Below are 24,349 nucleotides of genomic sequence, written 5' to 3' on the forward strand. Positions count from 1 at the left end.
CCCGGGTCGGCGCCGTTTTGCGTTTTACCCCAAAGACTCTGGTAAGTCCGTCAGCGTGAAATACAAGGCCGAAGGTGTGCCCTGATTGCTATCAACATATTATCCAGTTCATTAACCGGTGGCCGCAGTCATTCCAAACATCGACCAATATGCCGTCACCCTTTCGGAAGGAACGGTAGCCCGTTTTCTCATCGAACTTGGCCTGACGCCCCAAAAGCCAGTGCGCCGCGCCTGGCTTCGAGCCTTGCTTTCAATCCGCATCGAAAACAAGTATATTTGTGAGAGACTGAGAATTGACCATAACTGCTAGGTCTTCTACCCATTTTTGCTTCATTAAACTTCGCCTACTCGGAAAATATCCAAAGGGCAGTTAGTATCTGCTAACATACATAGGCCAATCTATCTATAGGGGCATGATATGGGAACTCTCGTAGGCGAAGCGGTGAGTAACTCGACCGTGAAGAGTATTCTAGAAGGGAAAGAACATCTCAACCAGCAAGCACTTGTTAATCTCACTCGCAAAGGTGTTCCGAGAAGTGTCGTTGACGATGTGGCCCGTGCTTTCGGTTTGTCGATGGATCAGCTATGCGCTTTATTGCCTATTTCGTGGAGGGCCTTGAGGCGCTACCAACCTGATCAGTTATTGAATTCACACGTTTCTGATCATCTGGTTTGCCTTATTGTGCTCTTTGCTCGAATCGTCAATGTGTTCGGTACCCCTGATAAAGCTACACGTTGGGTAAAAATCTCAAACCCGTACTTGGGGTATGCCCCCCCTATGGAATTATTAGATACATGCGCTGGCATGGAGTTGGTTAAGGACTGTCTTGCCAGGATTGAACACGGAGTTTATTGATTTTGTCCTGACACACTAAAACTTGAGACTTTGCTACAGGGATGCTATACCAACCCTCTGAAACCTGTATTCAGTTCTCGGGTGGTTTTTCTTTAGAGGGATCATTCGGAATCCGAAATGATATGCGAAAAAGTTTTGCTGAGTGTACCGGCTGGGGAGCCATAAAAAACAGGCACTTACAAGTCATCTTGTAGGTGCCTTTTCATTTGAGTGACCTTTTTGTCAGAAATGAAAGATTTTGTATCGCTTTTTATTGCCTAACTCCGTACGTCCCTTTTCCCAACTTGTAGCCCCCTGCTGCAATCAGCTGACTCTCCAGACTAATATGCGCTCAACTTTTTCAAGCCCCCCCCATGAACCCCAGCGGGGGTGCCGGGGTGACTTGACCTACCTGCACATGATACACGAATCAAATTACAATCCCGCCATTACTGAACGAGTCACAGTCCTTGTTATCCGGTGCACATAAATCGCCAATTAATGCGAATCTGACACAATAATTCCAGGGTGGATGCGACAGGTTGTCGCAGCCATTGTCGGTGGTATAATCCCGTATCAAGTAGCCGGATAAGAAGGCCACGACACATGTGTTCCGAAGCGGCGAAAGGTAAAGGAGAATAGGAATGGATCTCAAACTTGAAAACAAACACGCGCTCGTCTCCGGGTCCGCCAAAGGGATCGGGCGGGCTATCGCCATGATGCTAGCCGCCGAAGGCGCCAGCGTCATAATAACCGGCCGGACAGGGGAGTCGGTCGCTATGGCTCAGGCCGAAATCAGGCGGCATTTTCCCGACGCCCGCCTTGACGGATACGCGGGAGACTTGGCCGCTGCCGAAACGATCAAGGAGTTGGTTGCACGTTTTCCCGCCGTGGACATCCTAGTCAACAACCTTGGTATCTACGAGCCTAAACCGTTCGTGGAGATCTTGGACGAAGACTGGCTACGTTTTTTCGAAATCAACGTCATGAGCGGCGTGCGCCTAGCACGAGCCTACCTGCCACGGATGAAGGAATGCAACTGGGGGCGCGTCGTCTTTATCAGCAGCGAAAGCGGCATCCAGATCCCCACCGAGATGATCCATTACGGCATGACCAAGACCGCGCAACTCGCCATTTCGCGCGGACTCGCTGAAACCTGCGCCGGCACGGGGGTTACGGTGAATGCCGTCCTGCCCGGACCGACCCTTTCCGAGGGGGTGGAGACATTCATAACCACATTGAGTGCCGGCAAGCCTTTTGCGGAGTTCGAGCGGGAGTTTTTCCGGGATGTCCGTCCGACCTCGCTTTTGCAAAGATTTGCCGCCCCCGAAGAGGTGGCGAACCTGGTCGCCTACCTGTGCAGTCCGCTCTCGTCCGCGACCAACGGGGCTGCGCTGCGGGTCGATGGCGGAGTGGTCAAGTCCTGCTTTTAACAAGGACACGAAGGGAGTCTTCATGGGGGGGAATATGATGGATTGGGACGAGCGATACCGGGAACCGGGCTATGCCTACGGCACCATACCCAACGATTTTATAGTAGCCGTTTCAGAAAGGATCCCGCGCGGCAGGGTCCTTTCGCTTGCCGAGGGAGAGGGGCGGAACGCGGTATACCTGGCGACACTCGGCTGCACTGTTACGGCGGTTGACAGCTCGGCAGTCGGCCTCCGCAAGGCCGAGGCATGGGCGGCCGAACGGAATGTAGCGATTACCACGGTAGTGGCCGATCTGGCAAATTTCAAGATCGAGCCGGAAAAATGGGACGGGATCGTTTCGTGCTATTGCCATGTTCCGTCCTCCATTCGCGCACCGCTTCACCAGGCTGTGGTCAGGGGGCTGAAGCCGGGCGGCGTCTTCGTGTTGGAGGCCTTCAGCAAGGAGCAGTTGGCATACGACAGCGGCGGCCCCAAGGACATTGACATGCTGATGTCTCTGGATGATCTGAAGAATGAACTTGCCGGTCTGGAATTTATTCGCGCGGCGACGCTGGAACGGGATGTACGCGAGGGCACAAGGCACACCGGGCTGGCATCGGTGGTTCAGATTTTTGCCGTCAAGCCCGCTTGAGAACGGGTTGCAAGTTGATGCGGGCACGGCAGACCGGATCACGGGACACATGACTCCATACCGAAGGGGGGAAATCCATGTCGGGAATTGTCTATAGTTCATTGGTGCGGATCGAGCGGGTGAAGGGGCTGTTGCGCAGGGCGTGGCTCCCTGCCGAATTGGAGCCGGTTTTGTTCGGCGTTCATGGGGCGGTCGCCGCCCACTACGGGGTCGCCCCGGACATCTCGGAGCCCCACGCCACAACCCTCGACTACATCGTCGCTGCCGCCGCCGGCTGACTGACCGGAACCTTCGGCGGTGCGCTGGAGGCAAGGAAAGTAAGAATCGGCGGAGATGGACTCGTGGGCGAGGCCAGGGGCGAGATCGAACTGGAGGATAACGTCCTGGTCATAAAACGGATCCGCGTGGTCTACCATCTGGTCACGCCGGCGGCGGACAGGGACAAGGTCGAGCGCGCCTATGCGCTCCACGCGGAACACTGCCCCGTCTTCCGCTCCATCAGCACGGCCATCGCCATCACCACCGACTTGGATTGGGGCGAACAGGGATAAAAATGATTGAGATCATGAGGAGGAATCAGCATGCAAATCATGAAGGCAGTGCGCATTCACACATATGGAGGTCCCGAGGTGCTGGTCCACGAGGAGGTGCCCCTTCCCCGGCCACAAAACGACGAGGTGCTGGTCCGAGTCCGGGCTACGGCGGTCAACCCGGTGGACTGGAAGATCCGGGAGGGATACCTGCGGGAGATGCTGCCCCATTCCCTGCCGCTGATTATGGGGTGGGACGTGTCCGGCGTGGTCGAGGAGACCGGCCCCGGCGTGACCCGCTTCAACGCCGGGGACGAGGTATTCAGCCGACCGGACCTCCTGCGGGACGGGACTTATTCCGAATACGTCGTCATCAGGGAGACTGAGGTGGCGTTCAAGCCGGAATCCATCGACCATATCCATGCAGCCGCCATCCCCCTCGCCGGGATCACCGCCTGGAAGTCGCTCATCGAGGCCGCCGGACTGTCAGCTGGCCAGAGGGTCCTTATCCATGGGGCTGCAGGTGGGGTCGGCAGCTATGCGGTGCAATTGGCGAAATGGCAGGGTGCCCATGTCATTGCCACCGCCTCGGAGCACAACCACGATTACCTGCATGGGCTGGGGGCCGACGAGATGATCGATTACCGGTCAATGCCTTTCGAGGACACAATACGCGACGTTGACGCTGTATTTGACACCATCGGCGGCGACACCCAGGAGCGTTCCTGGCAGGTACTGAAAAAGGGGGGCATCCTCGTCTCCATCGTCGCCCCACCGCCGGAAGCGATGGCTGCCGCCCACGGCTGCCGCCAGGCCTTCGTCTTCATCCAGCCGGATGCGGCGGTTCTTGCGAAGCTGGCACAACTGGTGGATGGGGGGAAGCTGTAGAATCAGTGCTACCGCTTTCAGAGGCGCGACGCGCCCAGGAGTTGAGCCAGAGAGGCCATGTGCGGGGGAAGATCGTGTTGAAGGTCGTATGAACAAACAGGCGCAGTCTCCGGCACCGAGTAGTAGCCTGCCTGCGCCTGCTTTTATCGCGATACTGGCGTCTTATTATCCCTTTCGATGAGACGCTCGAAATCCTCATAGGGGGCAAACCCCACCAGCCTCTTGCCGGCGCAGAGGTGTGTGGGGACAGCGTCAACCCCTAATTCTCGAGCCCGCTGCCAGTCGGCATCGACCGCGGATGCAAAACTCCCCTCGGCAAGCGCCGCCAGTGCCTTGTCCCCTGGCAGTCCGATGGTTTCGACGATCCGCACCAGTTCGTCCACCTTGGCGATATTGCGTCCCCCGACAAAATACGCGCCGTAGACTGCTTTCCGGAAAGCATCTCCCTTTCCCATCGCTTCCGCCCACTTCCCCAGTTCCTGGGCACGTCTACTGTTGCAGGTGCGGCTCCGCTCCGCCAGCGGCACCCCCTCGATCTCGGCAAGCCGGTGCAGCCTAGCCTGCATCTCCTTGATCATTGCCTCCCGCCCGGCAAAGAGCTCGGCAAGCTCCATCTCCTCCTCCGGCGTTTCAGGGTGAAGCGGGAAAACGGTCCAGCGTAGTTCAACGCCATACTCCTGCTGTAAACGGTCGGTACGCACGGTACCGAGATAGCACCAGGGTCAGACATAGTCGAAACAAATCTCAACTACCGGCGCTTCGCTCATGATGCACCTCCTTGGTTGATATAATTGTAGTGTAGCCCGGTTTTGGGATTCGGTTCGGCGAACTGACATTTACCCCAGAGCTGCGGCAAGTCCGCTCACAGCGGTTCCTGCAAGGAGGACCGGAAGTGAACGGAGTTCCCTGGGACAGCATGAGCATGGCGAGACTCGGGACCAGGAGCGCGAGGCCGCCCAGCATGGCCGTCCTGCTCTGCAGGCGTCTCGTCAGGATGATGGCGAGCGCTGCCGCAAGAAAGAGCTCGAAGTCTACGTCCCCGCCGATTGTCAGGTTTGATATGCGCAGGTCCCGAACCAGGAGGGAGGGGAGGAGCGCCGCATAAAAGGAGGTCATGGCGAATGTGGCAAAAACGGTTGCGGCAGGAGAGAAAAACCGGCCGAGAATCCCCGGCGGGATGCCGATCCGGGGCCTGAGAGAAACCTCGCGAAGCGTTAGGCCTGGCCACTCTGACCTTTCCAGGGTCTGCCGAATGAAGAGCGCCATGACGACCTGCAATGCCAGGTAGATGCAAAAAGACAACTGAAGCGGCGCCGGGACGTATTGCGCCAGCATCCCCCCCATGAGCGGCCCGACTGCCAGCCCGAGCATGTTGGCGCATGAGGCCATGACGCTTGCGCCTGACTTGTCGCTGCCTTCCGTCAGATCTGTGATCCAGGCCGTGTTGGTATCGGAGGCGATCCCGATCGCCGCCAGGCTCACCCTGCGGCGGCCGATCTGGTCTGAAAGCCGTCCCAAGAAGAAAAGAGCTGCCAGGTTCCCGACCGCATAGACGGCATATATCAGGGTCAGCGTAAGTTAAGGGAAATCAAATTTTCTCTGGTAGAGCACGTAGAGCGGTGTGAGCAACGTGCTCCCCATGAATGTAATGACCAGATTGACGGCCACAATCAACCTTGGACTAACCCACGGAATGCCTTCAGAACGCACGGTTGTGGGGGGGGCTGGTAACTGCCCGGAACCGAGCGGAAGGCGATGCCCAGACGGTTCCAGCCATTGATAGCCACAATGGCGAGAGTGAGATTCACCAGATCGGGTGCATGGCCGCGTCACCGCTTCCGTCCAGGCCAGCGCCGCCTTTTCCCGTTCACTGTAAAAGGGAGTTTCCCGCCAGGCGTCGAGCTCATAGAGACGCTGCTCGCTTTCCCCGTGAGCCCTGGCTCCTTTGAGTGCATGTCGATGCAATAGGCACAGCCATTGATCTGCGACGCCCGCAGCTTCACCAGGTCGAGCAGGGATTCTTCCAGGCGGCTGCTCCTGATCTGATCCTCCAGGCCCATCACATAGCCTTCACCGCCTCGGGAACTACCTTGTTGTATTCGATTCGCGCCTTCATGCCGGCTCTTTTCAAAAAGTATCATGGCGTTACCATGAAGGATATCCCGTAAGAAAAAATATGACACCGAATCGGCTTTTGGCAGGGCTGTAGCATGAAAACGAGTTGAGAAAAATGGGATGGGGGGAACGTTGACACCTCCTCGAAACGACTTAAACTTTTGGAGTATGTCAGCAGTAAAAATGTGAAGGAAAACCTTGTTTCTATCCGGGAGAAAGCAAGATGAGCACTGAACAACTGAACGGCAAAATTGCCCTGGTCACCGGGGCAAGCCGTGGCATCGGCCGAGCGATCGCCTTGGCACTGGCTGAAGCGGGCGCGGATGTGGCTGCGAACTACCAGCGAAACGAGGTCGCTGCTATGGAAGTCTGCACTCGGATACAGAAGATGGGCCAGCGCACGGTACCGGCCCAGTGCGACGTTGCCCGAACACTTGACGTGGCCCGGATGGTGGAGATGGTCCGTCGTGAACTGGGCCCGATCACCATCCTGGTGAACAATGCCGGGATCGGCATGGTACGGACAATCGATGAAATTACCGAGAAGGATTGGAATGAGATGCTGGCGGTCAACCTCAAAGCCTCCTTTCTGGTCACTCAAGGCAGTGTTGCCGGACATGCGTGCTGCCGGCTGGGGGCGGATCATGGCCCTCTCCTCCGTGGCCGCCCAGACGGGAGGGGTGGTCGGCCCCCATTACGCCGCCTCCAAGGGGGGGATCGTGGGGGTGAGCGAACAGATGGCGATGAACTGGACGCGGTAACCGCGGCCCTGGTGGAACGCTGGTATCTGGACGGGAAAGGAGTTCTTCTGGGGGGAGAGGACGGTCGGTCAGTGACCGGCAAAGGAAAGCGTCCGATAAGGGAGGATAGCAATGGCACTGCCGGCAACAACTGAACGGGTCGTCCTGCACTCGGCGGAGTGGAAGACCCGCAGGATAGAAAGGGATATGGAGCAGCGTCTCTGGTATTACCTGGATCATCCCGAGGAGATTGAGAAGAGGCTGCGGGAACTGGACGAGGAGTGGGATATAGAGCGGCTCCTGGAGACCAACGCATCAACCATTGCCCTTGTCGGACTGGGCCTTGGGACCGCACTCAGCCGCAAATTTTACCTGTTGTCAGCCCTGGTTATGGGATTTCTCCTGCAGCACGCACTCCAAGGATGGTGTCCACCAGTCCCTCTCTTTCGCCGGCTCCGGATCAGGACCCAGAGCGAGATCGAGATGGAGCGTTACGCGCTGAAGGCACTGAGGGGGGACTTCGGAGTACTTGCCGCCAGCGACAGTTCTATGGAAAACAACAGATTCCCGGAAATGGTTCTTGAGGCGGTGCGGAAATAGGGGGACGGCTTTCCGGATAACGCTCGATATGATGCGGCAATATCATCCGAGGGGGTAAAGGCTAGATAAGGGAAACATTGCTCGTGTCAAGGCGCAAAGGTCGTAGAGAATGGCATAATCAAAACCGCGGCCCGCATCCGCCGGCTACTGATCAAGTACATTAAGCTCACGTGATACTGGTACATGATCCGGTTGTAAATAAATGAAAACAGGAGGTTCACATGCCCCCCATTTCCAAGAATACCGGCGCTGAGCCAGTGCAAGAGTCGCTGCAGCACCCTGCAGTGCACGACTTTCGACGGAGATCCGCCGGTAAGACCTTGAATCTGCTGCTCCTGCTCCCCTTTCTGGGGTTGCTCTGGCCTCCCCTGTACGCACGCAGCGAGCCGCAGCTTTTGGGATTCCCGTTCTTTTACTGGTACCAGTTCCTCTGGGTGATCCTGAGCGCTATCATTACCGGATTTGTCTACCTGGCAACCCACCGGAGGTGATGCCGTGATCAACCGAACAGAGCTCGGCGTATTCATCTTCTTCTTTCTGCTTGTGACCGTGGTTGGGTTCGTGGCCGCGAGATGGCGGCGCGGCGACCTGAACCGCCTGGACGAATGGGGCCTGGCCGGCCGCCGATTCGGCACTGTCGTCACCTGGTTCATCATCGGCGGTGACTTCTATACCGCCTATACGGTGATCGCCGTCCCGGCGCTGGTTTATGGGGTCGGGGCGGCCGGCTTCTTCGCCCTCCCTTACACGATCATCGTCTATCCCTTTGTATACCTCACCATGCCTCGCCTCTGGGCGGTCGCCAAGCGGCACGGCCTGGTCACCCCCGCCGATTTCGTGCAGAGTCGCTACGGTTCACGGGGGCTCTCCTTGGCAGTGGCCTTCACCGGTATACTCGCCACCATGCCCTACATTGCGCTGCAACTGGTGGGGATACAGGTGGTGATCAGAGCCATGGGAGTCACCGGGGCAGGCTGGCTGGGAGATCTTCCCTTGATCATCGCTTTCGTGATCCTGGCGCTCTACACTTACACCAGCGGTCTGCGCGCTCCGGCGCTGATCTCACTGGTCAAGGACACAATGATCTACATCGTTGTCATTGCTGCTGTGACCATCATTCCCGAAAGACTAGGCGGGTATGCGGAGATCTTCCGCCTCGCCGACCACGCCTTGGCAGCCAAGAGCCCGCCCGGCCATCTCATCCTCCCCCCGAGCGGGTTCGGGGCCTACGCCACCCTGGCCTTCGGCTCGGCCTTGGCCGCGTTCGTGTATCCCCACACCATCACCGGCATCCTCAGCTCCTCCAGCGGCCATGTCATCAAGCGCAATGCCGCTCTGCTTCCGGCCTATACCTTCCTGCTGGGGCTGATTGCATTGCTGGGACTGATGGCTCTTGCCGCCGGCGTGAATCCCGCCACACCCAACGACGCGGTTCCGGAGCTGTTCATCAGGATGTTCCCTGCCTGGTTCGTCGGCTTCTGTTTCGCGGCCATTGCCATCGGCGCACTGGTGCCGGCGGCGGTCATGTCGATTGCCGCAGCCAATCTCTTCACGCGCAACATCTACTGCGCCGCGCTCCGGCCCGGCTGTACGCCCACTAGAGAGGCGACCATGGCAAAACTGGTGTCGCTGGTAGTGAAGGTGGGGGCACTGGCTTTTGTCATCTTTCTGCCGCTCAAATACGCCATCCAGTTGCAGCTCCTGGGAGGTATCTGGATACTGGAGACCTTCCCTGCGATTATCTTCGGCCTGTTCACAAGGTGGCTTCACCATCGAGCGCTCCTGATTGGCTGGATTGTAGGCATGGCCAGCGGCACGGCCATGATGGCGTCGTCGGGCTTCAAGTCGCCTCTTTACACCGTCCACCTAGGCGAAATGTCTTTTTCCGCTTATGCCGGTGTGTTCGCCCTGGCCCTCAACCTGCTGATGGCGGTTGCGCTCACCCCTGTCTGTAAAGCTCTCGGTATCGAGCACCGGGAAGATAAGACCAAACCAGAAGACTATAACGAAGAGGCGGTGGAAGCGGAATGAACAGTACAAAAATAAGAACCACCCGGGCCGTGACGGAAAGCAGCTGGCGGAAACATCCCACAGGAGGGTGAGAACGAATAAATCTCTTTGCTTGTTCAGCGCTGTCATCTTTATGGCGGCATCCGCCTTGGCTGCGGGCCCGGAATATAACACTGACCGCCAACCATCCCCCGAGGTCGCTCCCGGCATCTATGGTAAAACGTTGAGCCAGGTAACCAGCAAATTCAACCTGTCCATAGGCGGTTACGTTAAACTCGACTATGCCTACAACTCAGTGAACCTTGGCCCCAATGGTGCCATCACCCCCTTTTCCGGGGCAATTCCCTCAAAGGCCATCACTGGCACCGGAGCAAACTCGGCACAGTTCGCCAATCAGGAGCAGTCGCTCTGCTCGACGACCCGTCTGTGGTGGCCCAAACTCAAGCGGCACAAATGGTGAGTGGCCGTGTTTTCCTATCAGCTTCTCCCTCCCCCGCCCTTCGGCATTCTCCCGACGGCAGTTCTCGGCGGCTCAATTCACGGCATCGCCAGCGGCGGCTCTTCAAGCGCCCCCAGCTGTTCGCGCAGTTGCAGGATATGTTCGCCCCAGTAGCGGACCGTATTGAACCAGGGGAAGGTGCGGGGAAAGGTTGGATCATGCCAGCGGCGGGCCAGCCAGGCACTGTAATGGAGCATCCGCAGGGTACGGAGAACTTCGACCAGCCTGAGTTCGCGGGGATCGAAGTCGCAGAACTCTCCGTACCCTTCCAGCAGCTCGGCCAACTGAGCGGTCTGACGGGGCCGGTCTCCGGAGAGCATCATCCAGAGATCCTGCACTGCCGGCGACATTCGGGCGTCGTCGAAATCGACGAAATGGGGGGCGTCGTCGCGCCAGAGGATATTGCCGCTGTGACAGTCGCCATGGGCGCGGATATAGCGGATCTGGCCGGACCCTGCCAGGATGGTATCGATCGTCTCCAGCAGTTGACCGGTTACGGCTGCGTAGCTTTCCCGGTATTCCTCCGGGATGAACTGCTCCGTTATCAGCTTCACGCTGTCATGGCCAAAGCTCTTGCTGTCCAGGATCGGCCGATGCTCGAACGGCCGCACCATGCCTATGCTGTGGATGCGGCCGAGCATCCGGCCGAGGATCAACAGGTTGTCCAGGTTGTCGAACTCCGGGGCGTGGCCGCCCTGGCGCGGATAGAGGGCAAAACGGAATCCGTCGTGGCGAAACAGGCTCTCGCCGGCAGCATTGATCCAGGGCGCCACCACCGGCAGTTCGTGTTCGGCCAGTTCCAGGCAGAACCGGTGCTCCTCGACGATCTGGGCATCACTCCAGCGTCCCGGGCGGTAAAACTTTGCGATGAGCGGCTGGCCGTCTTCGATCCCCACCTGGTAGACGCGGTTCTCGTAACTGTTCAGCGCCAGGGTGCGGCAGTCGCAGACAAAGCCCTGGCTCTCCACGGCGTCCATGACGAAGGTGGGGGTAAGGGTCTGGAAGGGGTGCTGGCTCTCGCGCATCGGTCCTGTTCTCGTGTCTGGGAATATTCGTCTTTAGCGACGCCCAACCATACCATCAATCCCGGCTGGCACCAAGGCAGATGTGCGTACCTGTGCCGGTGTACAGCGGAAGTCAGGTGCGGTCAGGGCGTTACCGTTGCGCCGCCATCCCGGCCGCGCCGGAACTCGCTCGGCGTCTGGCCCGTGAACAGGGTGAAACTCTTGGCAAAGGCACTCAGGCTGTTGAAGCCGACCGCGTATGCCACGCCGGTGATATCCGCCCGCGGCGCCACCAGGAGTTCCATAGCCCGCAGCATCCGCGCCTGGTGCAGGAACTGGCGCCAGGCAATGCCGGCCTCGGCGCCGAAGCGGCGGCGAAACTGGCGCGCCGACAGCGCGGCCGCCGCCGCGGCCCCTTCGATGGTGGCGGTTTCCAGGTTCCGCAAGGTGTACTCCATGGCCACGGCAACCTGCCCGGTCCGGGCCGCGGGGAGGCGAAACGGCATCTCCTCCTGAATCCACTCCACGCAGAGCATCCCCAGGGTCCTGAAAAAGGCGTTGGCCAGCCGGTCGGCCGGGTCGCGCGTGGGGGGCCAGCGCAGGGAGTACCTGACCATCTCCCGGACAATGGGGGCTGCCGAGATGATCCGCACCCCGGACAGCTCCGTCGGCACCAGGTCCGGCGCAAAGAAGACCGACCCGGAACGGACGTTGTGCAGCGTTGAGCGGTGCGGAACGCGTGCCGGAATCCAGGCGGCCCGCTGGGGTGGCAGCAGGTAGACACCGTTTTCCGCCTCCAGCCGCAGCGTGCCGGAGAAGGCATACATGAGCTGGTGGCGGTCATGGGCATGCCAGTCGTAGCGGATGTTCACGTCCCGGTCAAGGTAGGCGAACGACTCCAGCGACGGTGTTTCGATCCCCCGCAGATCCAGTTGTTCCAAGGTTTCAGCCTGTGTCAGCTCTTTCAGCATGATAGACAGTATACCGCACGGCATGTCCGTTTCAAGCGCATTTTTGTCCTAAAGGCGTTAGACGGCCACAGAAGGGGAGCGGTATGCTTACTAATCCGAAGAGCGAAAAAATGGTTGGTGAACAAGGAGAGTAGCAATGGAGATACGGATCGCACCGTTACCGGCAGCATGCAGAAAAGAAAAATGGACCGACCCGGCCAGGCTCGGTTTCGGCAAGATATTTACCGACCGGATGCTGGTGGCCGACTGGGACAGCATGCAGGGGTGGCACGATCCCCGCATCGAGCCGTATGTCCCGTTCAGCCTGGAGCCGGCCGCCATGGTCTTTCACTACGCCCAGGAGATCTTCGAGGGGCTCAAGGCCTACAAGTGGGGGGACGGCAGCATCTCCCTGTTTAGGCCGGACATGAACCTGGCCCGTTTCAACCGCTCTGCCGGCCGGCTCTCCCTGCCGCAGCTGCCGGATGACCTGTTCCTGGGGGGGATCGACCAACTGGTCCGGCTGGAACGGGACTGGATACCGGCCAGCGAGGGGACATCGCTCTACATCCGCCCGACACTGATTGCCACGGAACCGGTGCTGGGGGTGAAGCCGGCGGACCAGTGCCGCTTCTTCGTCATCCTCTCGCCGGTGGGGGCCTACTATGCCGCCGGCTTCCAGCCGGTCAGTATCCTGGTTGAGGACCATTTTGTCCGGGCCGTGCCCGGCGGGACCGGCGAGGCCAAGACCGGCGGCAACTACGCAGCCTCGCTGCTCGCCGGGCAGGAGGCCAAACAACGCGGCTTCGACCAGGTCCTCTGGCTCGACGGCATCGAGCGCCGTTTTGTGGAAGAGGTGGGGGCCATGAACATCTTCTTCGTCATCGACGGCCGGGTGGTGACTCCCAACCTCACCGGGTCGTTCCTTCCCGGCATCACTCGAGATTCGGTGCTGAAGCTGGCGCCGAGTCTCGGCCTGCAGGCAGAAGAGCGGCCAATCGCCATTGACGAACTCATGGCCGGCATCAAGGCCGGCCGCGTCCAGGAGGTATTCGGCACCGGCACCGCGGCCGTGGTTTCGCCGGTTTCGACCCTCTGCTACAAGGGTGAACAGGTAACGGTCGGTGACGGGTCGGTCGGCAAGGTAACGCAGCTTTTGTACGACACCCTGACCGGCATCCAGTACGGCCGGCTCCCCGACCGTTTCAACTGGTTGCACAAGCTGTAGCCGGTCACGAGGGTTGGATGGCTCTCCTCCCAGATGTGCAATCGATAGGTAAGGGCGCCCTTTGCGGCGTCCTTTTTTTGTGCTACAAAGGACAGCCTGAATATTCGTTTGAAACCGTTTGTGGGGCTCCATTCATGAAACACTTGATCCTTGGCACCGCCGGGCACATCGACCACGGCAAGACCTCCCTGGTCAAGGCCCTTACCGGCATCGATACCGACCGCCTGAAGGAGGAGAAGGCCCGGGGAATCACCATCGAGCTGGGGTTTGCGCATCTGGAGCTTGCCGACGGCACCCAGTTCGGCATCGTTGACGTGCCCGGCCACGAACGGTTTGTCCGGGCCATGGTCGCCGGCGTCGGCGGCATGGACCTGGTCATGCTGGTCATCGCCGCCGACGAGGGGGTTATGCCCCAGACCCGGGAGCACCTGGAGATCTGTCAGCTGCTGGGGGTCAAAAAGGGGCTGGTGGCCCTGACCAAGAGCGACATGGTTGATCCGGACTGGCTCGGTCTGGTGGCGGAAGAGGTGCGCGAATACCTGGCCGGCAGCTTTCTGGAGGGGGCAGCCATTGTGCCGGTTTCGTCACGGACCGGGGCCGGTCTCGACGACCTGCGCCAGGAACTGGCACGGCTGGCTGCCGGGGTTGGGCAGAAGCGGAGCGATGGCCCGTTCCGCCTCCCGGTGGACCGGGTCTTCACCGTGGCAGGTTTCGGTACGGTGGTGACCGGTACCCTCCTCTCCGGCTCGATCCGGGTCGGCGACGAGGTTGAGATCCTTCCGGGCGGGCTGACCAGCCGGGTGCGCGGGCTCCAGGCCCACGGCGCAAAGGCGGAGACCGGCGAAGCAGGCCAACGGCTGGCGGTGAATCTGCAGGGGGTGGAGCATACGGACCTGGAGCGGGGTGATGTGGTTGTGCCCCGCGAACTCTACCGGACCACCAGGGCCGTTGATGTGCGGCTCAACTACCTACCGTCCGCGCCGCGGGAACTCAGGCACCGCTCGACCCTGCGCCTTCACTCGGCCACCTACGAAGTGTCGGCCCAGGTGATCCTCTTCGACCGGGATACCCTGCAGCCGGGCGAGAGCGCCCTGGCTCAGCTGCGCCTGGCCAGGCCGGTCCTGCTCCTCCCCGGCGATCCCTTTGTCCTGCGCACCTATTCGCCATCGGCGACTCTGGGGGGAGGGACGGTGCTCGATCCCGCCCCTCCGCGCCGCCGCCGTCGTACCACCGAGGCGATGGAACTGCTCACCGCTATCGAGGAGGGGGACGAGGGGGACCGGATCGGCCGGATGGTGGCCGCTTCCCTACTTTCCGGCCTGACGGTCGGTGAACTGACCAACCGTACCGGCCTCTCTGCCAAGCGGCTGGATGCGGCCCTGACGCCACTCCTGAGCGGTGGGACCGTGATCCAGGTGGTGCGGGAGCCGCGGATGTTCCTGGGACGGGAGGCATTTGCCGCTCTAAAGGAATCGGTTCTGGCCGAACTCGACAGCTATCTGCAGGAAAATGCCCTAAAGGAGGGGATCAGCAAGGAAGAGCTGAAGACCCGCCTGCCGAAGCGGAGCGACCCGCGCTTCTTTACGCCGGTCCTGGCCTCCCTGGAAAAGGAGGGGACAGTGGTAGCTGACCGGGACCTGGTGAAGCTCCCCGGCAGGAAAGGAACCGCTACGCCAGAACAGACCGGTCTTCGCGAGAAGATCGGCTCGGCGCTCCTGAACGGCGACAGCGAACCCCCTACCGTCAAGGAGCTGTGCGACCTGGTGCAGGTACCGGAGAAGGTGCTCCTGGAGCAGTTGAACAGTCTGGTACGGGAAGGGGAGGTGATCAGGGTAAAAAGCGACCTCTATTACGCGGCAACGCCCCTGGCGGCCATCCGTGAAAAGCTCTTCGCCCGGCTCACGGAAACGGGTGAGATCACCCCGAATGAGTTCCGGGAAATCACCGGGCTGTCACGAAAGTTTATGATCCCCTTGCTGGAATACTTTGACTCAACCAAGCTGACCATTCGGGTCGGCGATAAGAGGATTTTGCGGAAATGACCAAACCGGACAAGACCAAGGAGGAGCTGGCCCTCAACATCGACGAGGCGGAGTGGCAGTGGGTCAGGCCCCACCTGGAACGGGGAACCCTGATTCTCGTCGCACCCGGCCTGGAGCTGGCCGAGGCCGGCTACCGGATCGCCGAGGACAACACGCCCATGGTGACCCAGTGGATACAGAACGGCAAGCTGGGAAAGCCGACGCCGGCGCAGGTCGAGGCATGGAACACGACGCCGTCCCGACGCTTCCAGATGCTGATCGTCTCCCCCTACATCCTGCTCAAGGAAGCGACCGGCAAACTGTATTCGGCGTAAGCGGTTGCTGAAAAACAGCCATCTCGCCGCCGTCCTCGCAAGCTACCTTGTGCGGCGTAGCTTGGCTCAAGCCTCCGCGGAGCTTGCTGCGGGTGCGACGATCTGACTATTTTGAGCAACCTGTATTTTCCCAGATTCTGTTAAACCGTTTTATGCTCTATGTCTGAGTTCTTCATTGTCTCGAACATTGTATGTATAACCGTTTCCAAAGGAGGCAACCATGGAAAGATCCGGCGAAGAGACCCCCTTATCCTGCAGCAAGTGCAGCGCGGTCTGGCAGAAGAACGGCACCACCAACTGCTGGAGCGGCGACCCGGCCACTGCCCCGCCGCGTCCCGGCTACTGTCCCGCCAACAGCGGCAGCGAGATCATCGATGCCTCCCTGGCCACTTACACCGGTGACAGCGAAGATGCCCGACTGGCCCTGATGGCGGCAAAGGTCGAGGGGCTCTGCTACCAGAAGACGCCGGGAAGCAGCACGGTAACGGCCCGCTGGACGCGGGTGGAGGATACCGTGGCCCTGGCAAAGCTAATGGGGTGGAAAAAGATCGGTATTGCCACCTGCATCGGCCTCCTGGCCGAGACCGACCAGCTTATGGCCATCCTTACCGGCCAGGGGCTGGAGCCGCTGTCGGTCTGCTGCAAGGCGGGGAGCGTCGACAAACTGCGGCTGGGGCTCTCCGAGGAGGACAAGGTCCGGCCCGGTACATTCGAGCCGGCCTGCAACCCCATCGCCCAGGCCGAGCTCTGCAACCGGGCCGGGACCGACATGAACATTATCGTCGGCCTCTGTGTCGGGCACGACATGCTATTCACCAAGCACTCGCAGGCACCGGTCACGACCCTGATCTGCAAGGACCGGGTCACCGGCCACAACCCGGTAGCTGCGCTCTACGGGCAGAATTTCTATTATAAGAGGCTACAGAAGGTGCCGTTGGAAGTAGAATAGCGGACTGAGGGGGAGGGCGCTTCCGTTCTTTCTCCATCGACGAGATAACGGAGCGGGAGTACAAACCGGACATCACCTGACTGCGGTTGATCAAGCGGGAAGATGGGGTGGGGCGTCATGGGGAACGGACGATGAGCTTGAACCTCCACTATTTTTCAGCTTGAAGATTTTGATAGCGGGTATTACTATTTAATATAAAGGTAATACCTTGGGGGCGTGCCATGGAAAAGGCATCAAAAGTAACCGTAAAGGGTCAGGTTCTCATTCCCGGCGGAATCAGGAAACGGCACCATATCGAGCCCGGCACCGAGGTGCGCTTTGTGGAATACGGCGATGTCGTATGTATTGTGCCGGTTGTGAAGGAGCCGGTCGATGACGCATACGGTTTCTTGCGTGATGGCGGACCATCAGCAGCGGAAGAACTTTTGAAGGAACGGCGCATTGATTTCCGGAATGAGTAGTCTGTTATTCGACAGCTTTGCAATGCTCCGTTTCTTTTACCAGGAGCCCGGAGCCGAAAGGGTTCGAGAACTGCTCAAAGAGGCCACGAAAGCTAATGTGCCTCGTCTGATTTCTGCTATCAATGTCGGTGAGCTCATCTACATCGTTCAGCGCAGATCTGGTGAGCAGGCCAAGCTCCAGATGATAGTAAAACTCCATAGCCTCGGTTTAACTACCCTCCCGTGCCCCAATGAGCTTATCTTTCGCGCCGCAGAACTGAAAGCACGCTTTGCCATGTCATACGCCGACACCTTTGCCGTTGTCTCGGCTATAGAACATGGGGCGTCACTTGTTACCGGAGATCCGGAGTTTCGGCAGGTGGCGCATCTGGTAAAGATTCTCTGGGTTTGATTTACAAAATCACCAGGCAGATGGTGCGCTTCATTGGCCGAATCCTCCTCGGGATGCGCATTTATCGGCCTTCCGTTGACGGCGTAGGCGCGCTCAGCGGGTAACTCCGCACCACGGTGTGGATCGCCCCCTTGCCGGTGAGGGTGCTCTCGTAGAGGTGGAAGGAGGGCACCTCGAAAGGGGCGCAGGCAAAGGCCTGGTGTCGCTTCTCTAACTCGGCGACAACATGAGGGGGAGTCTCCCGGAGGCGGGCGATGGTGATGTGGGGAGAGAACGGGCGGTGCTCGGGGGCGAGGCCGGCCGTCTGGACCGCATCTTCCACCTGACCCTGCAGGTCGGCCAGAGACTCTCCGGCATCAGCACCGACCCAGAGGACATGCGGAGACTTGCGGGGAGGGAAGTGCCCCACCAGTTGAACGGCCAGGGGGAACTGCCCCCCCCTGACGGCGCCCAGGGCCTGCCTGATGGCCTCAAAGGTCGCGTCATCCACCTCACCGATGAAGCGAAGCGTCAGGTGGAGCTGCTCAACCGGCACCCAGCGGGCACCCTGGATCTCTTCCCGCCTGAGTTTTGCCAGCTCCCGCTTCACCTCGTCCGGCAGATCGATCGCCACAAAGAGCCTGTGCATCGCCCACCACCGTTACTGTTTGGCCATCTGTTCACCGCTGCCACTAATCACGTAGCGGCCGGCAACGTTTGCGATGACAATCCCCATCCCGTCGGAAAGCCGGTTCAAGCGGGCAATCACCTCGTCCCCCCGCCTCCCGGTCAATATCCTGGGCTGATAACCGACCTCCCGGTTCAGGACATTGAGCGGGATCAGTTCCACCTCCTTGACCCCATTGTCCAGCACGATCCGGGCGATGACGCTCCGGTCCGCGCGGCTGCTCCGGCTGGCAAAGGCGAAATTGCCCAGACTATAGAAGATCACCCCGTTGCCGTAACGCTCGATCCCTTGGAGCACGTGGGGGTGGTGGCCGATGACCAGATCGGCGCCGGCATCGATTGCCCGCCTTGCGGCCGTCACCTGGTACGGTTTGGGCCTGGTCTCCAGTTCCCCGCCCCAATGAAATGATACCACCACATAGTCGGCCCGGCTCTTGGCCCGGACGATATCTTCCGCGAAAAACTGCGCCCATCCCGGCGCCGTTCCCGGCCGGTCAGAGCCGGCAAAGAACTCGGTCGGCCGGATGAGGGAGTAGGCGAGGACCGCCACCCGCCGGCCGTTTACCGTCTGTACGGCTTCTCTGCGGGCAGCTGCCAGGTTGGTCCCGGCACCGGCGTACCCTAGTCCCTGGTGTTCCAGGTGGGCAATGGTTTCAAACAGGGCCTGGTGCCCGAAGTCGAGGATATGGTTGTTGGCCAGGGTGATGGTAGTGAAGCCGGCTCGCTGCAGAGCCGGGACAACCGCCGGGTCGGACCGGAAGCGGAACCGTTTATCCCTGAACTCCGTGCCGGTGCGGGCGGCAGGCGCCTCCAGATTGCCGATGGTGATGTTTCCCCGGCGCAGGAGCGGGGCGGTGGCGGCAAAAGGGTGGTCGTAACCGGTCCGGGCAAGCGTGGCAGTAGCACGGCCGGCCAGCATGATGTCGCCCACGGCGTTGATGACGATCTCCTGCCCGGCGGCAACCGGGGCAAACGATAAGAGAAGCAGGGTGCAGGCGATGAACTGGTGCACAACCCCTCCGAAACAGGGAGCAAGTTATTGACTAACCACTGGGCAAGTGCTACAAGATAGGGCCTTATCCATCAATTTGCAAAGGGTTTTGCCATGCTCGACATACGTTACATCCGTGAGAATCTGGAAGAGGTAGAGGCGAGGCTCAAGACCCGCGGGGAAGCGATAGATCTCGGTCAGTTCCGCGACCTGGACCAGCAGCGGCGCGAACTCCTCCAGGAGAGCGAAACCCTGAAGGCGTTGCGCAACAAGGTCTCCGAGGAGATCAGCAAGGTCAGGGACAAGAGTCTGGTCCAGGACCGGATCGCCGAGATGCGGGAGGTCGGCCAAAAGATCAAGGGGCTGGACGAGGACCTCAACAAGATCGAGGAACTGCTCCAGGCGATCATCTATACGATTCCGAACCTCCCCTCCCGCCAGACGCCGGTTGGCGCCTCGGAAGAGGAAAATGTCGAGGTCAGGCGGTGGGGTACCCCGGCAGTGTTCGATTTCACCCCCAGGCCCCACTGGGAGGTCGGCGAAGCCCTGGGTATACTGGACTTCGAGCGGGGGGCCAAGCTGACCGGCGCCCGCTTCACCCTCTATAAGGGGGCAGGCGCCCGCCTGGAGCGCGCCCTGATCAACTTCATGCTCGATCTCCATACCACCCGGCACGGCTACACGGAAATGCTCCCCCCATTCATCGTCAACCGGGAGAGCATGACCGGCACCGGACAGTTGCCGAAGTTCGAAGACGACCTCTTTCATCTGGACGGGACCGATTATTTCCTGATCCCAACCGCCGAGGTGCCGGTCACCAACATCCATAGGGACGAGATCCTCAAGGGGGGGGACCTGCCGCTGTGCTATACCGCCTACACCCCCTGTTTCCGCAAGGAAGCCGGCTCGTACGGCAAGGACACCCGCGGGCTGATCCGCCAGCACCAGTTCAACAAGGTGGAACTGGTCAAGTTCGTCACACCCGAGACATCGTATCAGGAACTGGACCGACTCCTGGACAACGCCGAAGAGATCCTCCGGCAACTGGAACTCCCCTACCGGGTGGTGGAGCTCTGCACCGGCGACATCGGTTTTTCCGCGGCCCGCACCTTCGACATCGAGGTCTGGCTGCCGGGACAGAATACCTATCGGGAGATTTCCTCCTGCAGCAACTTCGAGGATTTCCAGGCCCGCCGGGCCAAGATCCGCTTCAAGCAGGACGAGAAGGCCAAGCCCGAATTCGTCCACACCCTGAACGGATCGGGGCTGGCGGTGGGACGGACCCTGGTGGCGATCCTGGAGAACTGCCAGCAGGCCGACGGCTCGGTCGTCGTCCCGAAGGCCCTGCGACCGTATCTGGGCGGCCAGGAGCGGATCGGTTAGTCCCATACGACTTAAGATTTTACATAAAGTGAGCAAGCCTGAACTGCAATTCAACGCAGAAGGACACGGATTGGATGGATTTACACGGATGTTACAAATCTATTTTTGTCATGCTTTATCCGCGTTGATCCGTGTTGAATTGCCTTTGGTTTTGGTTCCGGCTACGCCAGCTTAGGGTTCCCCGGCAGATTCATTTTTTTGGTATTGCAAATACAGGGCGGAAATGCTACACATTGCTTTCGCTTCCCCTAGATAGGGCTCTGCAAGGGTACGGAAGAGGCGGCAACACACGGAGGAGTGGCCGAGTGGTTGAAGGCGGCGGTCTTGAAAACCGTTGAACGAAAGTTCCGTGGGTTCGAATCCTACCTCCTCCGCCAATTAATATTTTAGTTCGATGTTCGAGGTTATAAGCCTGTTAACGTCGAACATCGAACAGTTTCTGAGGAGAGATGGCCGAGTAGGCCGAAGGCGCTCGCCTGCTAAGCGAGTATACTGGGAAACCGGTATCGAGGGTTCGAATCCCTCTCTCTCCGCCACCTTATCGCATAGACACCGCCCACTGGGCGGTGTCGGTCGTTTGCGGGCAGAGCTGATAGCTGGGTCCCGCGCAACGGAAGGTTATGAACCCCGTCAGGTCCGGAAGGAAGCAGCGGCAGTAATCGACTCCGTGTGCCGCGGGGGTGCCCAGCTATCAATTGTGCCCGCAAGCACGTTCCCCTGATTTCTCCCCACGGTAACCCACGGCTGATGTTGCGAGGTTGATCCCCCTTGTCCTACCTGGTTCTTGCGAGAAAATGGCGTCCCCAGACCTTTGACGACCTGGTTGGCCAGGAGCATATCACCCGTACCCTGGCCAATGCCATCGAGACCGGTCGGATCGCCCATGCCTTCCTTTTCACCGGTGCCCGGGGGGTGGGCAAGACCAGTTCGGCCCGCATCTTCGCCAAGGCGCTGAACTGCGAGATGGGGCCGACCCCGCGGCCGTGCAACGTCTGTCCCTCCTGTACCGAGATCACGGCCGGCAACTCGGTGGACGTGTTCGAGATCGACGGTGCCTCCAATACCGGCGTCGACGACATCCGGGAACTGCGCGAAAACGTCAAGTACCTCCCGTCCCGCTCCCGCTACAAGATCTTCATCATCGACGAAGTACACATGCTCTCCACCAGCGCCTTCAACGCCCTGTTGAAGACCCTGGAGGAACCGCCGGCCCATATCAAGTTCATCTTCGCCACCACCGAACCCCACAAACTGCCGATCACCATCCTTTCCCGGTGCCAGCGTTTCGACTTCAAGCGGATCCCGCTGGCCACCATCGTTGACCGCCTGCGCCACATCGTCGACCGGGAGGGGATCGCCGTCTCCGACGAGGCCCTTACCGTGGTGGCCCGCAAGGGGGATGGGAGCATGCGCGACTCCCTCTCCACGCTGGATCAGGTCCTGGCCTTCTGCGGCAGCGAGGTGAGGGACGAAGACGTGGTAACGCTCCTGGGGGTGGTGGATCAGCGCCTCCTGGCCGATCTGGCCCGCGCCGTTCTCACCGGCGACACCCGCGGGGCACTGGAGGTGGTGCGCCAGGTGGACGAGTTCGGCTACAATTTCCGCCAGTTCTGCCAGGAACTGATCGGCCTGTTCCGCTCCCTTCTCATCCTCAAGGTGGTGGAGGGGGGCATTGATCTGCTCGACCTGGCGGAAAGCGAGCTGGCAACCCAGCGGGAGATATGCGCCCTGAGCGATGCGAACCGGCTGCAGCGCTGTCTCGCCATTCTGATGAAGGCCGAGACCGAGTGTGCCCATTCCGCCATGCCGCGGCTGGTTCTGGAGATGGCCCTGGTTAAGATGGCCACCCTCGGCGCCGTGGTCCCGGCCAGGGAGATCCTGGCCCGACTGGACCGCCTGGAGGCACGCCTCGGCAGCGGCACTACCGCATCATCCCGGCCGTCCCCCCCGGCCGCGACCCCTTCGCGGCAGTCGCCACCGCCGGTGCACCAGCGGCAGCAGCCGGCTGCTCCCCAGCAGAGGCGGGAGCAGGAACCGGCCCCGCGTCCTGCGGAACCGGCAACTGTAGCTCCGCCCGAACCGGAGCGGCCGCGGGAAACTCCGGTTGGCGGAGACTGGGCCGGCTTTGTCGCCTTTGTCAAGAGGACCAGGCCGCTCCTGGCCACCAAGCTGGAAAAGGGGAGCCCGCTGCAACTGGATGAAGGGGGGCTGCAGATCGGTTTCCCACGCGGCTCGCTGGAACTCAGCATGCTCAAGGAAAAGGACTACCATACACAGCTCCAGGAGCTCGCCGTCAGCTTCTTCAAGCGGCCGACCGTTGTGAAGATCGTCCCCATCTCCACCGAAGACCGGCATCTCCCCATCTCCCTGGCTGAAAAAAAAAGCCTTGACCAGGCCGCCCGGGTGACGACCCTGAAGGAGACGGCCCTGCGCCACCCCATGGTGGCTGCGGCCCTGGAGATCTTCGGCGGCACGCTGGATGAGTGCCGGGAGCCTGAATAATTACGAAGCAGCACATAAAAGGAGGAAGTCAGTATGTCCAAAGGCTTGGCCAATATCATGAAACAGGCCCAGATGATGCAGCAGCGGATGGCAAAGATCCAGGAGGAGGCATCGCTCAAGACTGCCGAGGCCAGCGCCGGTGGCGGGGTTGTAACCGCCCTGGTCAACGGCAAGAACCAGGTGGTTTCTCTTACCATAAAGAAGGAAGCGGTGGATCCGGAGGATGTGGAGATGCTTCAGGATCTCGTCGTTGCCGCTGTCAACGAGGCCCTTACCAAGGTCCAGGCGGAGATCGGCCAGGAAATGAGCAAGGCTACCGGCGGACTCAGCATTCCGGGCCTGTTCTGAGCCGCGCAAGCACTGCCAACCGTCGTTACGAAGCACCCTTGCGGCCCCTCTTTTTACGGCCCGGGGGTGCTTTATTTTTTTAGGCAGGCTAAACATTTTTCTTGTAAACTGTCAAATAAAACATGCAACTTCCTATAAATAATGATTTTTATTGTGGTTAAATTTCAATGCCACTAATTTACTAAAAATATGTTTTATCGGTATGAAATATATGCTACAAAAAGCTTTGTCTCTGGGGAGACTGGTCGGTGAATTGAAAAAATTGCCGGGGGTCGGCGAAAAAACTGCACTGCGACTCGCCCTGCATCTCCTGAAAGCCCCCGAAAATCTTGCGGCTTTGGCAGACAGCCTGCTGGAGGTGAGCCGGAAGGTCCGGTTCTGCTCCACCTGCTTCATGATCACCGAGGATGATCCGTGCGCCGTCTGCCGCGAAGAGCGGGAAAGCGCCATTATCTGTGTGGTGGAGGAGCCGCAGGACGTCCTGGCAATCGAGCGGAGCAGTGCCTTCAAAGGCCGCTACCACGTCCTGCATGGCGCCCTCTCTCCTTTGGCAGGCATCACCCCCGGCGATCTCCGGATTGCCGAACTGATGCAGCGCCTGGAGCGTGAGGGTATCCGGGAAGTCGTCATTGCCACCAATTTTTCCGTAGAAGGGGAAGCAACCGCGCTCTACCTGACCAGGCTCATCAAGGAACGGGGGGTGCGGGTAACCAGGCTTGCCCACGGCATCCCCACCGGCGGCGACCTGGAATTCGTGGATGCCGCCACCATGTTCCACGCCCTTGAACGTCGTTCAGAGATGTAGCCACCGGCCAGTTATTCCGGTTTCGGTAACACAC

At 59.9% G+C, this 24,349-nt stretch carries 29 protein-coding genes, 2 tRNA genes, 1 other RNA gene and 1 pseudogene; 26 read left to right on the forward strand and 7 right to left on the reverse strand.

The window, feature by feature from the left end; translation table 11 throughout:
* The first annotated feature begins 118 nt into the window (after positions 1 to 118).
* The 7 genes from JN12_RS21240 to JN12_RS16635 all read left to right on the forward strand — a co-directional run bounded on the left by JN12_RS21240 (position 119) and on the right by JN12_RS16635 (position 4,317).
* Positions 119 to 310, forward strand: coding sequence for a winged helix-turn-helix domain-containing protein (locus JN12_RS21240; RefSeq protein ID WP_145024809.1), 192 nt, complete (start codon positions 119 to 121; stop codon positions 308 to 310).
* A gap of 108 nt (positions 311 to 418) precedes the next feature.
* Positions 419 to 856 carry an antitoxin Xre/MbcA/ParS toxin-binding domain-containing protein gene (locus JN12_RS16610; RefSeq protein WP_145024811.1) on the forward strand — a complete coding sequence of 146 codons (438 nt, stop codon included), beginning with the start codon at positions 419 to 421 and terminating at the stop codon, positions 854 to 856.
* A 623-nt stretch (positions 857 to 1,479) separates the two neighbouring features.
* Positions 1,480 to 2,268, forward strand: a complete 789-nt coding sequence (locus tag JN12_RS16615; RefSeq protein ID WP_145024813.1) for an SDR family NAD(P)-dependent oxidoreductase — start codon at positions 1,480 to 1,482, stop codon at positions 2,266 to 2,268.
* 22 nt (positions 2,269 to 2,290) lie between these two features.
* Positions 2,291 to 2,899 (forward strand): SAM-dependent methyltransferase, encoded by a 609-nt coding sequence (locus tag JN12_RS16620; protein WP_246125900.1) that lies wholly within the window; start codon positions 2,291 to 2,293, stop codon positions 2,897 to 2,899.
* 77 nt (positions 2,900 to 2,976) lie between these two features.
* Positions 2,977 to 3,177 (forward strand): hypothetical protein, encoded by a 201-nt coding sequence (locus JN12_RS16625; RefSeq protein WP_145024815.1) that lies wholly within the window; start codon positions 2,977 to 2,979, stop codon positions 3,175 to 3,177.
* Between the two features lie 24 nt (positions 3,178 to 3,201).
* Positions 3,202 to 3,450 carry an OsmC family protein gene (locus JN12_RS16630; protein WP_281287744.1) on the forward strand — a complete coding sequence of 83 codons (249 nt, stop codon included), beginning with the start codon at positions 3,202 to 3,204 and terminating at the stop codon, positions 3,448 to 3,450.
* Positions 3,451 to 3,480: 30 nt separating this feature from the next.
* On the forward strand, positions 3,481 to 4,317 hold the full coding sequence (locus tag JN12_RS16635; protein ID WP_211360569.1) for an NADP-dependent oxidoreductase: 837 nt from the start codon (positions 3,481 to 3,483) through the stop codon (positions 4,315 to 4,317).
* A gap of 143 nt (positions 4,318 to 4,460) precedes the next feature.
* On the opposite strand, the pseudogene JN12_RS16640 reads toward JN12_RS16635, so the two are convergent.
* The 3 genes and pseudogenes from JN12_RS16640 to JN12_RS21335 all read right to left on the reverse strand — a co-directional run.
* A pseudogene (locus JN12_RS16640) lies at positions 4,461 to 5,027 on the reverse strand (DsbA family oxidoreductase); the annotation flags it as partial.
* Between the two features lie 34 nt (positions 5,028 to 5,061).
* Complete coding sequence (locus JN12_RS16645) at positions 5,062 to 5,835, reverse strand: MFS transporter (RefSeq protein WP_145024821.1); 774 nt, start codon at positions 5,833 to 5,835, stop codon at positions 5,062 to 5,064.
* 311 nt (positions 5,836 to 6,146) lie between these two features.
* Positions 6,147 to 6,320, reverse strand: coding sequence for a carboxymuconolactone decarboxylase family protein (locus tag JN12_RS21335; RefSeq protein WP_246125904.1), 174 nt, complete (start codon positions 6,318 to 6,320; stop codon positions 6,147 to 6,149).
* Here JN12_RS21335 and JN12_RS21340 point away from each other — a divergent pair.
* The 6 genes from JN12_RS21340 to JN12_RS20875 all read left to right on the forward strand — a co-directional run bounded on the left by JN12_RS21340 (position 6,267) and on the right by JN12_RS20875 (position 10,242).
* A complete protein-coding gene (locus JN12_RS21340; RefSeq protein ID WP_246125905.1) occupies positions 6,267 to 6,485 on the forward strand; it encodes a hypothetical protein in 219 nt (72 codons plus the stop codon). The genes JN12_RS21335 and JN12_RS21340 overlap by 54 nt on opposite strands.
* Before the next feature lie 170 nt (positions 6,486 to 6,655).
* Positions 6,656 to 7,327 carry an SDR family NAD(P)-dependent oxidoreductase gene (locus tag JN12_RS21345; protein WP_211360570.1) on the forward strand — a complete coding sequence of 224 codons (672 nt, stop codon included), beginning with the start codon at positions 6,656 to 6,658 and terminating at the stop codon, positions 7,325 to 7,327.
* Positions 7,305 to 7,772, forward strand: coding sequence for a hypothetical protein (locus JN12_RS16660; protein WP_145024823.1), 468 nt, complete (start codon positions 7,305 to 7,307; stop codon positions 7,770 to 7,772). Before JN12_RS21345 ends, JN12_RS16660 begins: the two co-directional genes overlap by 23 nt.
* 221 nt (positions 7,773 to 7,993) lie before the next feature.
* Complete coding sequence (locus JN12_RS20870; RefSeq protein ID WP_145024825.1) at positions 7,994 to 8,263, forward strand: DUF3311 domain-containing protein; 270 nt, start codon at positions 7,994 to 7,996, stop codon at positions 8,261 to 8,263.
* Between the two features lie 4 nt (positions 8,264 to 8,267).
* Complete coding sequence (gene mctP / locus JN12_RS16670) at positions 8,268 to 9,803, forward strand: monocarboxylate uptake permease MctP (protein ID WP_211360571.1); 1,536 nt, start codon at positions 8,268 to 8,270, stop codon at positions 9,801 to 9,803.
* A 67-nt stretch (positions 9,804 to 9,870) separates the two neighbouring features.
* Positions 9,871 to 10,242, forward strand: coding sequence for a hypothetical protein (locus JN12_RS20875; RefSeq protein WP_246125902.1), 372 nt, complete (start codon positions 9,871 to 9,873; stop codon positions 10,240 to 10,242).
* A 77-nt stretch (positions 10,243 to 10,319) separates the two neighbouring features.
* Here JN12_RS20875 and JN12_RS16680 read toward each other — a convergent pair whose 3' ends face one another.
* Together JN12_RS16680 and JN12_RS16685 are read right to left on the reverse strand one after the other, a co-directional pair.
* Positions 10,320 to 11,306 carry a serine/threonine protein kinase gene (locus tag JN12_RS16680; protein WP_145024827.1) on the reverse strand — a complete coding sequence of 329 codons (987 nt, stop codon included), beginning with the start codon at positions 11,304 to 11,306 and terminating at the stop codon, positions 10,320 to 10,322.
* 122 nt (positions 11,307 to 11,428) lie between these two features.
* Complete coding sequence (locus tag JN12_RS16685; RefSeq protein ID WP_211360572.1) at positions 11,429 to 12,256, reverse strand: AraC family transcriptional regulator; 828 nt, start codon at positions 12,254 to 12,256, stop codon at positions 11,429 to 11,431.
* A gap of 136 nt (positions 12,257 to 12,392) precedes the next feature.
* On the opposite strand from JN12_RS16685, the gene JN12_RS16690 reads away from it, so the two are divergent.
* The 6 genes from JN12_RS16690 to JN12_RS16715 all read left to right on the forward strand — a co-directional run bounded on the left by JN12_RS16690 (position 12,393) and on the right by JN12_RS16715 (position 17,620).
* On the forward strand, positions 12,393 to 13,463 hold the full coding sequence (locus JN12_RS16690; RefSeq protein ID WP_145024831.1) for a branched-chain amino acid aminotransferase: 1,071 nt from the start codon (positions 12,393 to 12,395) through the stop codon (positions 13,461 to 13,463).
* Between the two features lie 134 nt (positions 13,464 to 13,597).
* On the forward strand, positions 13,598 to 15,505 hold the full coding sequence (selB, locus tag JN12_RS16695) for a selenocysteine-specific translation elongation factor (RefSeq protein WP_145024833.1): 1,908 nt from the start codon (positions 13,598 to 13,600) through the stop codon (positions 15,503 to 15,505).
* Positions 15,502 to 15,819: a DUF2288 domain-containing protein gene (locus tag JN12_RS16700; protein ID WP_145024835.1), complete on the forward strand. Its 318-nt coding sequence runs from the start codon at positions 15,502 to 15,504 to the stop codon at positions 15,817 to 15,819. Before selB ends, JN12_RS16700 begins: the two co-directional genes overlap by 4 nt.
* 220 nt (positions 15,820 to 16,039) lie before the next feature.
* Entirely contained in the window at positions 16,040 to 16,768 is a 729-nt protein-coding gene (locus JN12_RS16705; RefSeq protein ID WP_145024837.1) for a DUF1847 domain-containing protein, read from the forward strand.
* A gap of 221 nt (positions 16,769 to 16,989) precedes the next feature.
* Positions 16,990 to 17,229, forward strand: coding sequence for an AbrB/MazE/SpoVT family DNA-binding domain-containing protein (locus tag JN12_RS16710; protein WP_145024839.1), 240 nt, complete (start codon positions 16,990 to 16,992; stop codon positions 17,227 to 17,229).
* Positions 17,222 to 17,620 carry a type II toxin-antitoxin system VapC family toxin gene (locus JN12_RS16715; protein ID WP_145024841.1) on the forward strand — a complete coding sequence of 133 codons (399 nt, stop codon included), beginning with the start codon at positions 17,222 to 17,224 and terminating at the stop codon, positions 17,618 to 17,620. The genes JN12_RS16710 and JN12_RS16715 overlap by 8 nt, the downstream gene beginning before the upstream one ends.
* Before the next feature lie 61 nt (positions 17,621 to 17,681).
* Here the strand turns inward: JN12_RS16715 and thpR are convergent, their stop codons facing one another.
* Together thpR and JN12_RS16725 are read right to left on the reverse strand one after the other, a co-directional pair.
* Entirely contained in the window at positions 17,682 to 18,248 is a 567-nt protein-coding gene (gene thpR / locus JN12_RS16720; protein WP_145024843.1) for an RNA 2',3'-cyclic phosphodiesterase, read from the reverse strand.
* Between the two features lie 12 nt (positions 18,249 to 18,260).
* Complete coding sequence (locus JN12_RS16725) at positions 18,261 to 19,298, reverse strand: CapA family protein (protein WP_246125903.1); 1,038 nt, start codon at positions 19,296 to 19,298, stop codon at positions 18,261 to 18,263.
* 93 nt (positions 19,299 to 19,391) lie between these two features.
* Between JN12_RS16725 and serS the strand changes: the two genes are divergently transcribed.
* The 7 genes from serS (at position 19,392) to recR (ending at position 24,315) form a co-directional block, all read left to right on the forward strand.
* Positions 19,392 to 20,660, forward strand: a complete 1,269-nt coding sequence (gene serS, locus JN12_RS16730) for a serine--tRNA ligase (RefSeq protein ID WP_145024845.1) — start codon at positions 19,392 to 19,394, stop codon at positions 20,658 to 20,660.
* Positions 20,661 to 20,951: 291 nt separating this feature from the next.
* Positions 20,952 to 21,037: transfer RNA gene (locus tag JN12_RS16735), tRNA-Ser, on the forward strand.
* Positions 21,038 to 21,103: 66 nt separating this feature from the next.
* Positions 21,104 to 21,196: transfer RNA gene (locus JN12_RS16740), tRNA-Ser, on the forward strand.
* A 58-nt stretch (positions 21,197 to 21,254) separates the two neighbouring features.
* Positions 21,255 to 21,353: signal recognition particle sRNA small type (gene ffs / locus JN12_RS16745), an RNA gene on the forward strand.
* Between the two features lie 75 nt (positions 21,354 to 21,428).
* Positions 21,429 to 23,162 (forward strand): DNA polymerase III subunit gamma/tau, encoded by a 1,734-nt coding sequence (gene dnaX, locus JN12_RS16750; protein ID WP_145024847.1) that lies wholly within the window; start codon positions 21,429 to 21,431, stop codon positions 23,160 to 23,162.
* A gap of 33 nt (positions 23,163 to 23,195) precedes the next feature.
* Positions 23,196 to 23,510 carry a YbaB/EbfC family nucleoid-associated protein gene (locus JN12_RS16755; RefSeq protein ID WP_145024849.1) on the forward strand — a complete coding sequence of 105 codons (315 nt, stop codon included), beginning with the start codon at positions 23,196 to 23,198 and terminating at the stop codon, positions 23,508 to 23,510.
* Positions 23,511 to 23,721: 211 nt separating this feature from the next.
* Complete coding sequence (gene recR, locus JN12_RS16760; protein WP_145024851.1) at positions 23,722 to 24,315, forward strand: recombination mediator RecR; 594 nt, start codon at positions 23,722 to 23,724, stop codon at positions 24,313 to 24,315.
* The last annotated feature ends 34 nt before the right edge of the window (positions 24,316 to 24,349 follow it).

It is taken from the genome of Geobacter argillaceus, from assembly GCF_007830735.1.
In the GTDB taxonomy this organism is placed as follows: domain Bacteria; phylum Desulfobacterota; class Desulfuromonadia; order Geobacterales; family DSM-12255; genus Geomobilibacter; species Geomobilibacter argillaceus.